Below are 12,951 nucleotides of genomic sequence, written 5' to 3' on the forward strand. Positions count from 1 at the left end.
AAGAGTTCATTGAGTAAGGCGGATCTCTCTTGCACCCTCAGTTTCCTCATCACGACGTAACCAGTGCCCTTATTCAATTTCTGCAATCAACACAGACATACCAATCAAAGATAGGTGTCACTTACACTAGCGACATAGTAAAAAAGCCTAGCAATAACCGTATTTTAACTAAAACTTTAATATGATTGAGTGATTAAAATAAAAGCATATTTGTCTTTAATTTAGAGTTTATAATGAATTTAAAATACATCAGGTGTGCGCCCAAAACCTCAGCTGCTCCTTTTCTACTTAGTGCAATTACTCAGCAATGAGTTACGCTGCTGAGTTTGCCATACGTGATCTAATGACGCTATGCATGAACGTATATTAAGTATCTAAGCAGTGCTAGCTAAAAAGGTTTACAATTTTTGTACTAGCACTAATAAAACTAATACCACTCTGAATTAGATTTAGCTGTTAAAATGCTCGTACTGCTTCATATGTTCAATGAACATCGGAATCTTATTTGCTATATGTTTTCTCGAAGCATAAAAAGCATATAAAACTAAGTCATCAGGCTGATATTCCATTTCAATCCTTTCTAAAATACCTGAATCTATCTCATCTTGGCACGTTTCTATAGGTAATATTGCAAGTCCTAAACCAGATATCGCACCTACCTTCGCAAGATGCCCACTGTTTACTTTAAAAGAAGATTTTACCTTCTGAGTCGTAAGATATCCGTCATTTTTTCTAAAAACCCAAGGAGAACCATTAAGTGCGGTTAAACTGCTAATACATGGAATATGCTGTAAATCGGTAATATGAAAAGGTTTAGGATAAAGTTCTAATAACTTAGGTGAGCCGACAACAACACTTGTCCAGCGTTTCATTTCCCTCGCAATCAAATTTGTATCTTCAAGACAGCCACGATGGAATTTCAAAATAATATCGAAACCATCGAATAAATCTTCCTTTGGGCTAAGGCTTGTATCACAGCATAATGAGATAGATGGGTATTTGTTACAAAAACTCACCAGTGCACTCGCCAAAATGGGTGAATCAGGCATCAATATTCGAAGCTGACCAGTCATAGAATGAGAGTGGTAAGTAACCTCTTCAAGTGCGTTGTTCAACTTGCTCAGTAATGGTTGAGTAAGTAAATATAAGTGCTCTCCAGCAGTTGTAGGAGCTATTTTTCGAGTCGTTCTATCAAACAGTCGCGTATTGAGGCGCTCCTCAAGCAAACTGATGTGGCGACTCACATTAGAAGTAGGTAACTGGAGGAATTCGGATGCACGTTTAAAACTCATGTTTTCATATACACAATGAAAACTATTAAGCCATTGTTGATCAATTTTATCTAGCATCAATATTACCTATTATCCCATTTTTCTGGATTAACTAACCTATTATTCACACTTTATTACCATAGGTAGGTTTATACAATGTGATATAGCATGATTAAACAGATAAAGGTGATTTACTGATGAGTTGGCTTGAAAGACTAATACATAGAAAAAGTGCAGTTAGTAATCGAAAAGTAGAAATACCAGAAGGGATATGGAAAAAATGTCTTCAGTGTAACCATATTCTTTACTACAAAGCATTAGAAATAAGTTTAGAAGTATGCCCGAAATGTAATCATCATATGAGAATGAAAGCGCGCAACCGGCTTAATAGCTTCTTAGATACAGATAGAAAGTTTGAAATAGCAAGTCATTATGAACCAAGGGATTCATTGGATTTTAAAGACCGAATACGATATACAGAGCGACTCGCATTAGCGCAGAAAGAGACAGGAGAAAAGGATGCATTAGTGGTAATAAAAGGAGAGCTTATGGGACTTCCTGTTGTGGCTTGTGCATTTGAGTTTTCGTTTATGGCTGGAACAATGGGTTCTGTTGTCGGGGCGCGTTTTGTTCAAGCTATAAATACCGCTTTAGATAACAATTGCGGGTTAGTTTGTTTTTCTGCATGTGGCGGAGCGAGGATGCAAGAATCTCTCATAGCTCTAATGCAAATGGCTAAAACTAGTGCTGCTTTGAGTCAATTGTCAAAGGCAGGTTTACCTTACATATCGGTACTAACAGATCAAACTTTTGGTGGCGTATCTGCAAGTTTAGCTATGCTTGGAGACATTAATATTGGTGAGCCAAAGGCAAGAATTGGTCTAGCTGGTCGCCGCGTTATTGAACAAACAGTGCGTGAGAAATTGCCTGATAATTTTCAGCAAAGTGAATTCCTTATCGAACATGGTGCATTAGATATGATTGTGGATAGACGTGATTTAAGAAGACGAATTGCAGGGTTGTTATCTAAGCTAACTAATACACCTTTGATGATGGATGATTAACTTTTACTTTTAGCAAATATGTTAATGGGAATCTCTCTTTCTTCATTAGATTCTAACTATATAAGTGTGATCACTCTAACTTTTTAGAGTCAGCAATATCTATGCTGACTCATTTCTGCCCCAAAATCACTTAGATCAAATACTCTACACAACTCAAAGGACGTGTGTTTTCCCTACCAAACCTAATATCAATTTCATGGATTATTTACTTACTTTTTTAAGTCTATTGATTTGAAAAATAACGGCGGTTTTGATGAGATAGTATTTAGCCAGTTTTTAACGAGATTCTCTTTTATAAAAAAGTTTACTGAAATATACTCTGGCATTTATTTATCAGTCGCTGGTCTACAAAAGTCTATTCTTGGCTGTGGTGATGGAGCAGTATTCTGTATGTTTTTTTACAATTCCATTAATTAATAATTTAATCGATTGTATAGTGAGACTTTAGAGCTCTGAGAAAGAATGCTTTAATTTTAAATTGAGATCTAATTAAACTTTGCCAAAATTTTGACAAATAGAAAGTGCACTTTTACAGAAAATAAATAATAATAAAACCTAATTTTTCTTCGAATAAGAGTTTATATGGATATCTCTCGAATTTTGATTAACCACTGGGAGGCTGACGAGTAGCCGTGTGGTGTGAAAGATTTGAAATCTCGATTTGTGTTTGTAAATCGAGCGTATAAAATGATGCAGTGTTTACCTGAAAGTTTTAATATCGAAGGACGGCTTGATGGCGAACTGCCTTGCCCTACCTATGAATTCGAAAAAGAGTTTCAAGCTCACGATCAGTTGGTAGCCAAAACATTAAAAACAAAATCATCAATTTAAATTCATCCGTTTTGGAAAGAGAAAAAACTGGAAGCGTGGATTTTTCATAAAAGACCATTCTATGTAGGTAAGGAGTGCGTCGGGGTGTATTTTTGGGCAGAACCTGCGAAATACGTCGATAGTCTTGTGATCCAAAAAGAAAAGGAATCTTCATCTATTGCACTTTCACCACCTAGTGACATTTTTACTGAAATGGAATGGGAAGTTTTGTATCTTTTAATGCAATTTCACAGTACAAAAGAAATAAGTATTCGTATGGGTGTGACGGTTTTATCAGTCAGAAAAACAATAGAAAGAATGATGTATAAATCATGTACAAATACAAGAAAGTCGTTAATCGATTATTGTATAGCTTGCAATATTTCTACATACATTCCTTCTAAATATATCATTAGACATCAGTTAGTTGGTTAATCAGAGCGCCCTCTGCCTTCAATGCAAATTTTATTAATAACTTTATTTTCTCTAACACAGTATGCGAAATCAAAATTGTTTAATGTTGTATCGCAGTGACTCGGAACTAACACAATTCGATCACCAATGTTTAAATTGTGCTCTTTGTTCTTTGCGTGAATGATGCCGTGCTCGTCTCCGCCTGTTTGATAAATTAGATTTGTGTTGTCGAGCACAGTTGCCATCCCTGAGTCAATAGATAAGGATTTCATTCCAGCATCAATGATTGCGCGCTCTCGCGTGGGAGTGCTGATCACCGTTGCGATGACACTTAACGCGCTTTTGAATTCATTGTTTGAATCTTGATTGGTTTCATCTCCAATAGATAGGTATGATGAATCCATAAAAACATATGAGCCCGCTTGTATTTCAGTATATTCCAAACCTGAATAAGCCTGATAAGTACCAGTACCGCCACCACTTATAATCTCAGGTTTAAAACCGTTTGGAATTAACTTTTCTTTTAGATAATTAAATAAAGGTAGAACGGCTTCTCTTGCTTGGTTGTTTCTACTCTCAAACCCTTTGATGTGCTGTAAATGGCCGCTGTAAGCTTGCAAACCGACATAACTAACGTTATCTAGTGAATTAATTAACTTAATAAGATCGAGTAGTTCCTCGCCAACTTCAACTCCACAGCGATTTTGTCCGCTTTCTACTTCAATTAATAACTGAACGCAGACATTTTCTTGTTCAGCTTCTTTGTTTATTTCTATCGCATGAGCTTTATTATCGATAACTTGGATAAACCGAGCATTGGGATTTTTTTTATAAAGTGAAATTAGCCGTTTTGTTTTTACTTCCCCAGCAATCGGAGTAGTAATCAAAATATCATCGATTCCAGCGTCGGCCATGACTTCAGCTTCTCCCAACTTTGCAACACAGATCCCTTTTGCACCGGCTAGAATTTGAGCTTTGGCTATATCGGGGTTCTTATGTGCCTTGGTATGAGGTCTTAAATTTAAACCAAGATTATGCGTTTTTTTCATCATTGTCTTGATGTTAAAATCCATATTATCCATGTCAATAATTAAGCATGGTGTATCTATCTGATTATAAATCATTTAAATCGTCCTGTTTGCTAATTTAAAACCTTATATAATATATTTTTTTAAGTTTGTATAGGGTCATTCTGTCCCTATACAAACTTAAAAAGATATCGATAATCAATGTCTTGTTATCTTATTTTTAAGACTCACTGTTTTATGAATAAAATACATATATATAGAGCCTTTATAAAATATAGCTAATTAAGATTTCCCCATGTTCCTTGTCCATGGGGATTTTTTTTCTTCTGTTATTATGTGTGATTTAATTTCGATAGAAGCTGCCTTAGTTAGCGATCTCTGTGCTGATACTTGAAAGTCAATGAGTCGATATAAAGACGCTTACCTTTCTTTTAGCTTTTTTATAATGACTTAAAAGAGCTTGTTGCAAAAACTGGAGATGTGTCTGAGAGGCCTATCTGAACACCTTTCATTCATTTATGCCACGTGCCATATTTCAAAGTTACTTTTACATGCAAATGGCAGGTATTTATGGGCCAAATTAGACCGACCAATTTGAGTTGCTTTCCGTTTTAGAGAGCTCTCACAAGCCAATGATGGCTAGGACGTAAAACGCATGGCTGCGCTTCTTTGTCGCTGGTTATAGTCATGCATTTAAGCGCCATATTGGGACGTTAGGGAAACTATGAGTAATTATCAGGTATTATTTGAATTTGAACGCTCCTGGTTTGTTAGTGATTTGGTCACTAGTAGAATCAGTGCTAAAGGTGACTTAAAATTATGGTTTCAAGTTGAGTTGCAAACATAACTTAACCTGCGAAACAGGGCTCCTCACTAAGCGATTTTTCCATACCTATAGTTATCCGCATTTTCCTAATTTAAGTGATTACTCTAAGCAGCTTCTGTCCAAGTTTTATCGGAACATGTTTAGAGCCGGGAATCTGCTTTATTTCACGAACCTCTTCGTTCGTGTCTTCCTCAATCTGTGGCTTAACCAAGCTAACATAAAATACAAACAGAGTATTTTCCGTAGTCTTGGTCACGTGTCACAATCGGGGCTAGGGCTTCGCTCTGCCTGCCTAGTGTTTTCCGCTCTATGGCTCTGCTGAGAAGTGGGGCTAAACACCCTTCTAAAAGACATTCTATGTATTCCCTCTAGCTTACTGCTGAACGCAGTCACCCCCTTGAATATTTGAATACTCTAATGATCTAAATCAAGCCCAGAGATATGCGCTTTGTAGTACATTCCATGCCGCAAGAATTTAGTAGTGATGGTGTGTTACGTGGCTGATAAGTAAAGGGCGGTAGCATTTTGAATTTAAGGTATAGGTTAACGTTTGGGTAAGCAGGAGTTTACAAGTCTCTTTAGAGCTAATTTTTGCCCCAAAATCACTTAGACTAAATGCTCTACAACATCTAGGGGCGTGCGTTTGCCCTACTAAATCTAATCAAACGAAAGAAGATAAGATCATGCTCAGTTGGAGTGCAATCAGGGTGAAAATCGTATTTCTCGGAATCCGCCGGAGTTATACGGAAACTTTCGGCAATTTCTGAAGCTCATACCTTAGACATTAGGCTGTACGGGCTTTCGATTGAACGTGAATATAATTAGCGTTACTATTGATTGCATATAATTACGGAAAAAATCCGTCTAATAAGCGTTAGCTTTCTATCCCACTGTACCGACTCAAGGTTTACAGTCATACACAACTTCTTTTATATGACGTTGTGATATGTATAATTAACCACATTAAAATCAATGAATATTTGCGAGCTAAATTTATGTACCAAGAAAGGTATTGGCGCGAAATGGATCAACTCAAGGTGCATGTACTTTATCTGGAACTGTATCTAGAGAAAACTATTAATATAGATCGGGCAATTAATATGTTTCTGGCCATTGCTTCGAGCGGCAGTATTGCAGGTTGGGTAATTTGGCAGCACCTTTCTTTTGTATGGGGGGCAATCATTGCGGTTTCACAAGCTGTAAATGCGATTAAGCCTTATTTGCCTTATGCTAAAAGGCTTAGAGCCGTCCATTCTGCGTCCAACGAACTCGAAAGTGTATTTATCGCTATGGAAAGCCAGTGGTTTAAAGTTGCTGAAGGGCAACTCACTTCCGAGCAAGTTCATAGTTTACAAATGAAGTATAAAGAAAAAATTCGTCAGATTTCACAGAAGCATCTGGGTTCTTCAACTTTACCCGAAAACGAAAAATTACTGGGAAAGGCGATGTCATCAGCAAAAATTTATTTTGATAATTTTTATCCATCTTACTAGGAGGTTCGCATGTCGAACAATCAAAACTCAAGTCAACAAGAGCGTAGAATAGCTGTTAATGATAAAGGCCTACCGCCAGCATCTTCTGGCTCAAGAATGCCTCAAGTTAAGCCTGTAGCTCAGCAACAAACACAGTCTCCCGCTAAAAAAAGCTAACAACGCTTTAAGATGGATTCGCAACGCGTGGCATTTTTACCATGCGTTGCGTTTAGTGATTAAGGTGGTGTGCGGAAACACCGTATTGCGTTGCTCACCACTTAATCGGGCGTTATAAATCACGGAGGTTTTGTGGAATTTATTGAAGAATTAGAAAAGCACCAAAAGCGCCGAGGTTATAACTTTGGCAGCATAGAAAATTTTGAAGCATGGTGCGATGAAGTGCAGCCACTATTACACTTCAGCCAAAAGCACGAACGTGTATTTGAACAAGCTAAATCGGCTGCTTTAGTTACGTACAGGATAGGAAGCAAGCAAGACGCTGTTAACAACATGAATGAAGCGATAGGTATAGTTAATCAAGCTATTGTTTTTGGTAAAACAATAAAAACAGCGAGCGAACTTGAAGCAGGTGTACAGCAAGAGAGCAGTGGTGTTGCTTATCCCGAGAAGGTAACTTTATTATGGTTGGTTAAACATGTGGAAGTGAAACACTGGCTAGGTGCAGCTGTTTTTATTATTGCGGTATTCACTGCTGGTATCAAAGTGGGAAATTCTGCTTTCTATCAAGATTACTTTCAAGCGCCATCAGCTATAGTCGAAACCAAAACGAATTGATTTATAACAAATAAGGATTAAGCGTTGCGCAGCCAACGTTAAATCCCTAGTATTGAACAAGCCCGAAGCCTCTATATAAGTAAATTGTGCGATCTGCTCCAGAAGGATGGCGGCCTTGATGCTTTTCTCAAGGTAAGAGCGGTCTTTGAAATGCAGAGGCTTCAACACGTAATCCGGTGCGTCCTGCACGTCAGTTTTGCTATTTGCCATACCTGTAATTATTCATGATTCGCTAATGTAATATTTTTCTAAACTCACAAATGTCCAATTATGATTTATAGCAACCAATGACACTCTGTGATCACCAAGCGACTTTGCATTACGTTAACTACTGAGGGAATGTGTTTTTATTGATTTGATAAAAAAGGCTTTCCTGAAGGTGAACTAGGCCAGCTACTCCAATTATACTTAGCGCTAAAAATTGAAGGCTAGATTCTGTGGTAAACCCTTTAAAAATCAGCCAATAGACGGCCTGTATTAAGTCTAGTTAACCGATGATTATTATCTTATCGGTTAACTAGACTCAAGTAATATATGGCCGTATATTTTTTCGTTGTTTAGTGCTTTTTCCTAGGACCATTGCGTACGATGTCTTTGCCATTTTCATAGACAGACTGAGATACCCAACGTCCAAGGACCAATTCATGTTGTTCATCTAAAACAGCCACAAATGGACGGCCCTCGCTGTTGGTTGTTGCCAAGGCGACACCGGCAACACTCTCTAAGCCTAGAGCGCCGCTTTCAATCATGTGGAGGAAGGCTTCTAGTTCCTCTAATGTGTCAATTACGTGTTCATCAAGGTTCATTTTTCAGTCTCTTCGAACTTCAAGTGATTAAACTGGTCGGCTACTCTACCTAACTTATTGACATAAACCAAGTAGCTATTGATAACTTGTTGAAGACAAAAATCAGAGGTATGCTTCGAACTCATAAGAATAATTGTGAAAAAATAATAGATTTGGAGTGATCATGCAAAATCGAGTTCCAACCAATATCCTGACTGGTTTTCTGGGGGTTGGCAAAACAACAACTATACTTAATTTATTAAAAAATAAGCCTAAAAATGAAAAATGGGCAGTATTGGTGAATGAGTTTGGTGAGATTGGTATCGATGGCGCGATGATGACGGATCAAGGCGCATTAATCAAAGAGGTTCCTGGTGGGTGTATGTGCTGTACTGCTGGTGTTCCCACATCGGTAGGCATTACGGCCTTGCTGCGTCAGCAACCTGATCGTCTATTAATTGAGCCAACAGGTTTAGGTCACCCTAAGCAAATTATTGCCACCTTATTATCTGACCAATACTTACCTTATGTTGACCTCAAGGCGACGGTGGCCTTGGTCGACCCTCGACATTTGAGCCAAGAGAAATACACTTCTAATCAAAACTTCATTTCCCAATTAGAAAGTGCTGATGTGGTCGTCGGTAATAAAGTGGATCTTTGCCAACCTGATGATATTGAAGTTTTTAATCAGTGGGTATCCGTTCAATCGCCAGCCAAGATATACAGCCAATTGTCACAAGATGGGCAGCTACCAGCAGATGTACTTGATCTTAATCGACAACAGGGCAGTGCATCTTCAAATATTGAATCTCACCATAAAGCGCATGCTGAGGATGAGCCACAGTTTCAATTACCTCCAGGTCAGGCTTATTTACGTAAAGAAAACCAAGGCCAAGGACATTACAGCTGTGGTTGGATATTTGGTGCTGAATATCAGTTTGACTTTGACCAGTTTTTCTCAATGTTATCGGCATTGACTGCGGAACGTGTAAAAGCGGTGGTTAATACAGAGCGTGGTTGTTTTGCGTTTAATTCCGTAAATGGTGTGGTATCGGTGAACGAAATCAGCCTAGAAGGTTTTGAGTCGCGATTTGAAGTGATCGACAGTCAATTAATGCCTTGGGATCAACTTGAGAAGATTTTATTGCAGTTATGCGGTCTCTAAAGCGTGTTGTGAGGTTGATTGAGCACTGTTAGGCGAGCGAGTAGGGTGATTAGACGTGTTTCGCTAAAAAAGTGAGATATAACCCTCAAATTCGGGTATAGTGCTCGGCCAACATTTAAAGTTGTTTAAAGATCATCTAACTCAGAGATATTGTTTTTTTAGGAATAACGTTATCTCAAGATTTGTTTAAGGAATACGCCTAATGTCATTTTCATCTCAAGGTTTTGCGCCAGAAGTCGTTAAAGCACTAACGGAATGCGGTTATGAGAAGTTAACGCCAATACAACAAAAGGCGATTCCAATGGCGCGTAAAGGCCATGATATTCTAGCTACTGCGCAAACAGGAACAGGTAAGACTGCTGCGTTTTCGCTACCCATGATCCAGCGTTTATTAGATTCTGCACGCCGAGTCTCTCGTAAGACAACTCGCGCATTGATCATGGCACCTACACGTGAGCTGGCGGAACAAATCGCAGATAACATCAAGGCGTATACCAAATACACGCAGCTTTCTGTGGCAGCAATTTTTGGTGGACGTAAGATGTCATCACAAGTTTCAGCGCTAGAAAATGGCGTTGATATCCTTGTTGCTACGCCGGGTAGGCTGCAAGAACACATAGAGCAAGGTAATGTGTCTGTCGCTCAACTTGAGTTTCTTGTATTTGATGAAGCCGATAGAATTTTAGATATGGGCTTTATTCATGCCGTACGTAAAATCATGATGGAAGTGGAAACAGATCCTCAGATCATGATGTTTTCAGCGACAACGTCAAGCCAACTCAATCTGCTGGCTAAAGATATTTTACGTAAACCAAAGCGTATTGAAGTCGAGCGTGCAAATACGACCGCTCACACGATTGCTCATGTGCTTTATCCTGTTGATCAAGAGCGTAAAACAGAGCTACTTTCAGAGCTAATTGGGCGCAAAAACTGGCAGCAAGTGCTGGTGTTCGTCAATTATAAAGAAACAGCGAATGAAGTGGTTAAGGAGTTAAAGCTCGATGGCATTAAGGCGGTACTTTGCCATGGTGATAGAGCACAAAGTGCAAGACGTAGGGCGCTTGATGAGTTCAAAAATGGTCAAGCTCGCGTAATGGTGGCGACGGACGTCGCAGCCCGAGGCTTAGACATTGAAGACCTGCCACATGTGGTGAACTACGACATGCCATTCTTAGCTGAAGATTATGTTCACCGTATTGGAAGAACAGGGCGTGCTGGCAAGCAAGGACACGCAGTTTCTTTTGTCAATCGTGAAGAAGAGTTGACGGTTGTTCAGGTTGAAAACTTAATCCAGCAGCGTATTCGTCGTATAGAGCTGGCTGGTTACGAGCCAAAACAGCGTGATTCATACATCGAAAAACTCAACTCTAAACCCGCGTTTAAACAACGCCAAGGGCGACGTAATAACCCGAATCAGTCAGCAACCGATCAAGGTTCAGCAGAGCGCCGATTAGCGATGATGAAGCGTTTAAAAGCACGACGAGACTCTAAATAACATTGAATTGAAACTTGAGGCGCCTATTGGCGCCTCAATTGTTTTCTTATAATCTCATGCTGATACCCAAGTAACCTCGCTCTTCATCAAGCACCTGGAGGTCACTTGGGCATAACAACAATAATAGGAGCAGAGAATGAGTATTACTATTCGTAAAGCGGAACTCACGGATATAAAAGCCATCAGTGAATTACTTACCCATCTAACCAAGAAATATGTGTGTCCAACTTGTGAACCTTCTGTCCATCAAGTTTTACTTCAGTCAATGTCAGAAGAAAGCGTTCACTCTTATTTGACTGGCAATTATTTCTATATGGTTGCGGTTTCTCCTAAAAATAACGTTGTAGGCGTTGCAGGTATTAGAGGTTATCAGCACTTATTTCATTTATTTATCGACGATAAATACCAAGGAAAAGGGCTTTCACGAACTCTTTGGCAAGCCGTTAAAGAAGTCTCTCTTCAGAACGGTAATAGTGGCTTTTTTACTACAAACTCAGCACTGAATGCAGAAAATGTGTACCTTAAATTTGGTTTTAAGCGTGTAGCTGGTATTCGGAACCGGGAGGGCATGATCGATATTCCTATGTCGCTAGAAATTAATAACTAAATTTTAAATCTGTCGATATTTTAGTCTGTATTTTGTTTTATTTTTTGAAAAATTACCTTTTTAATGCTTTATTGTTGCTGCTGTTTTGGATGCCTCTCCCAATTTAAGGAATACATAAAATGATAAAGCAAAGTTATACATTGTTAACATCAGTATCTCTGCTCTTGTCAGCGAATGCACTTGCATACAATCTAGAAATAGAAGCTTTTGAAGATGAAGAGTTGATACTTTTAGAGCAAGCTGAAAACTCCAGTGATAACGAATTACTGATACAGGCTGCTGAGCTTTTGATTCACCGCTCAATGTATGAAGAAAATGCACAACATGGTTACAAATACCTAAAGAAGGCGGCTCAGTCTGGTGATTTAAGAGCCATCACGAGTTTAGCAGATCAATACTATGATGATGCACAGTATGAAAAAGCCCTTTTTTGGTACCACAAAGCCGAGTCAGGTAACGATCCTTATGTACTCTATTCATTAGGTGTAATGTATTTTGATGGTGAGGGTACTTCAAGAGATCTTAAAAAAGCTAACGATTATTACTTGGCATCTGCTCTTGCAGGATACTCAGATGCTATGTATCAGCTTGCATTTTCATATGATGAAGGCTCTGGTATTGCTCAGGATTTCACTAAATCGGCTTATTGGTTTGAGAAAGCAGCAAACTTAGGTGATGTAGATGCGATGTATAATCTTGGTATTGCTTATTTGTACGGGGAAGGTGTTGAAAAAAACTGTGCTAAAGCAATGAACTTATTTAATAAAGCGATTGAAGAAGATGAACATGTCTCCTCTAATGCAAAGATGGGTGATATTTATTCTTTTTCTGAATTCAAAAAGCCATGTAATTTCAAAACGACAGACACTAAAAAAGCATTTAAGTATTACATGAGTGCAGCCATGCAGGGGGATGCTTACAGTCAATATTCTGTAGGTTATGCTTACAGAAACGGCCACGGTACTTGGAGTGACTTTGTTAAGGCCCTTGCTTGGTTTGAGATCGCGCAAGAAAACGGAGACCCTGATGCAGAGAAAGACATTGCTGATGTTAAGCAGTACATGTCTAAAGAAAACATTGTCGCTGCTGCGAAACTTAAAGATTCTTTAATTGAAGAGATAATGTGAACACCAGCAGTTGTTACTCTTTTTCTGTCACCTAATTATCTGTGAAAGGCGGTAATTGGGCCGCTTTTTTATGTTCAAAGCATAGATCTCAA

13 protein-coding genes and 1 pseudogene are annotated in these 12,951 nt (G+C 38.7%); 11 read left to right on the forward strand and 3 right to left on the reverse strand.

The window, feature by feature from the left end:
• Nucleotides 1–449: 449 nt before the first annotated feature.
• Nucleotides 450–1,349, reverse strand: a complete 900-nt coding sequence (locus tag VSA01S_RS05225; protein ID WP_039983501.1) for a LysR family transcriptional regulator — start codon at nucleotides 1,347–1,349, stop codon at nucleotides 450–452.
• A gap of 119 nt (nucleotides 1,350–1,468) precedes the next feature.
• Here VSA01S_RS05225 and accD point away from each other — a divergent pair, with 119 nt between their 5' ends.
• From accD to VSA01S_RS05240, 3 genes are all read left to right on the forward strand, one after another.
• Nucleotides 1,469–2,335: an acetyl-CoA carboxylase, carboxyltransferase subunit beta gene (gene accD / locus VSA01S_RS05230; protein ID WP_039983499.1), complete on the forward strand. Its 867-nt coding sequence runs from the start codon at nucleotides 1,469–1,471 to the stop codon at nucleotides 2,333–2,335.
• Nucleotides 2,336–2,983: 648 nt separating this feature from the next.
• The gene (locus VSA01S_RS05235; protein ID WP_147052674.1) at nucleotides 2,984–3,166 is read left to right on the forward strand and encodes a hypothetical protein; all 183 of its coding nucleotides are present in this window, start codon (nucleotides 2,984–2,986) and stop codon (nucleotides 3,164–3,166) included.
• 84 nt (nucleotides 3,167–3,250) lie between these two features.
• Nucleotides 3,251–3,580, forward strand: coding sequence for a helix-turn-helix transcriptional regulator (locus tag VSA01S_RS05240; protein WP_039983496.1), 330 nt, complete (start codon nucleotides 3,251–3,253; stop codon nucleotides 3,578–3,580).
• Here the strand turns inward: VSA01S_RS05240 and VSA01S_RS05245 are convergent.
• Nucleotides 3,577–4,683 carry a DSD1 family PLP-dependent enzyme gene (locus VSA01S_RS05245; protein WP_039983494.1) on the reverse strand — a complete coding sequence of 369 codons (1,107 nt, stop codon included), beginning with the start codon at nucleotides 4,681–4,683 and terminating at the stop codon, nucleotides 3,577–3,579. The two genes, VSA01S_RS05240 and VSA01S_RS05245, sit on opposite strands and share 4 nt — an antisense overlap.
• Before the next feature lie 1,752 nt (nucleotides 4,684–6,435).
• Here VSA01S_RS05245 and VSA01S_RS05250 point away from each other — a divergent pair.
• From VSA01S_RS05250 to VSA01S_RS05265, 4 genes and pseudogenes are all read left to right on the forward strand, one after another.
• Nucleotides 6,436–6,906: a hypothetical protein gene (locus VSA01S_RS05250; protein WP_050567478.1), complete on the forward strand. Its 471-nt coding sequence runs from the start codon at nucleotides 6,436–6,438 to the stop codon at nucleotides 6,904–6,906.
• Between the two features lie 9 nt (nucleotides 6,907–6,915).
• A complete protein-coding gene (locus tag VSA01S_RS19940; RefSeq protein WP_158000797.1) occupies nucleotides 6,916–7,062 on the forward strand; it encodes a hypothetical protein in 147 nt (48 codons plus the stop codon).
• 132 nt (nucleotides 7,063–7,194) lie between these two features.
• Entirely contained in the window at nucleotides 7,195–7,680 is a 486-nt protein-coding gene (locus VSA01S_RS05260) for a hypothetical protein (protein WP_039983491.1), read from the forward strand.
• Nucleotides 7,681–8,034: 354 nt separating this feature from the next.
• Nucleotides 8,035–8,147: pseudogene (locus VSA01S_RS05265) on the forward strand (putative quorum-sensing-regulated virulence factor); the annotation flags it as partial.
• A 90-nt stretch (nucleotides 8,148–8,237) separates the two neighbouring features.
• On the opposite strand, the gene VSA01S_RS05270 reads toward VSA01S_RS05265, so the two are convergent.
• Nucleotides 8,238–8,486 (reverse strand): hypothetical protein, encoded by a 249-nt coding sequence (locus VSA01S_RS05270; RefSeq protein ID WP_039983489.1) that lies wholly within the window; start codon nucleotides 8,484–8,486, stop codon nucleotides 8,238–8,240.
• Nucleotides 8,487–8,649: 163 nt separating this feature from the next.
• Between VSA01S_RS05270 and VSA01S_RS05275 the strand changes: the two genes are divergently transcribed.
• The 4 genes from VSA01S_RS05275 to VSA01S_RS05290 all read left to right on the forward strand — a co-directional run bounded on the left by VSA01S_RS05275 (nucleotide 8,650) and on the right by VSA01S_RS05290 (nucleotide 12,859).
• Nucleotides 8,650–9,630, forward strand: coding sequence for a CobW family GTP-binding protein (locus tag VSA01S_RS05275; RefSeq protein WP_039983488.1), 981 nt, complete (start codon nucleotides 8,650–8,652; stop codon nucleotides 9,628–9,630).
• Nucleotides 9,631–9,832: 202 nt separating this feature from the next.
• Nucleotides 9,833–11,125, forward strand: coding sequence for a DEAD/DEAH box helicase (locus VSA01S_RS05280; protein ID WP_039983487.1), 1,293 nt, complete (start codon nucleotides 9,833–9,835; stop codon nucleotides 11,123–11,125).
• A gap of 136 nt (nucleotides 11,126–11,261) precedes the next feature.
• Entirely contained in the window at nucleotides 11,262–11,732 is a 471-nt protein-coding gene (locus tag VSA01S_RS05285) for a GNAT family N-acetyltransferase (protein WP_050567477.1), read from the forward strand.
• Nucleotides 11,733–11,851: 119 nt separating this feature from the next.
• Nucleotides 11,852–12,859 (forward strand): tetratricopeptide repeat protein, encoded by a 1,008-nt coding sequence (locus VSA01S_RS05290; protein WP_039983486.1) that lies wholly within the window; start codon nucleotides 11,852–11,854, stop codon nucleotides 12,857–12,859.
• Nucleotides 12,860–12,951 lie beyond the last annotated feature (92 nt).

This window comes from Vibrio sagamiensis NBRC 104589, from assembly GCF_007990935.1.
Classification (GTDB): domain Bacteria; phylum Pseudomonadota; class Gammaproteobacteria; order Enterobacterales; family Vibrionaceae; genus Vibrio; species Vibrio sagamiensis.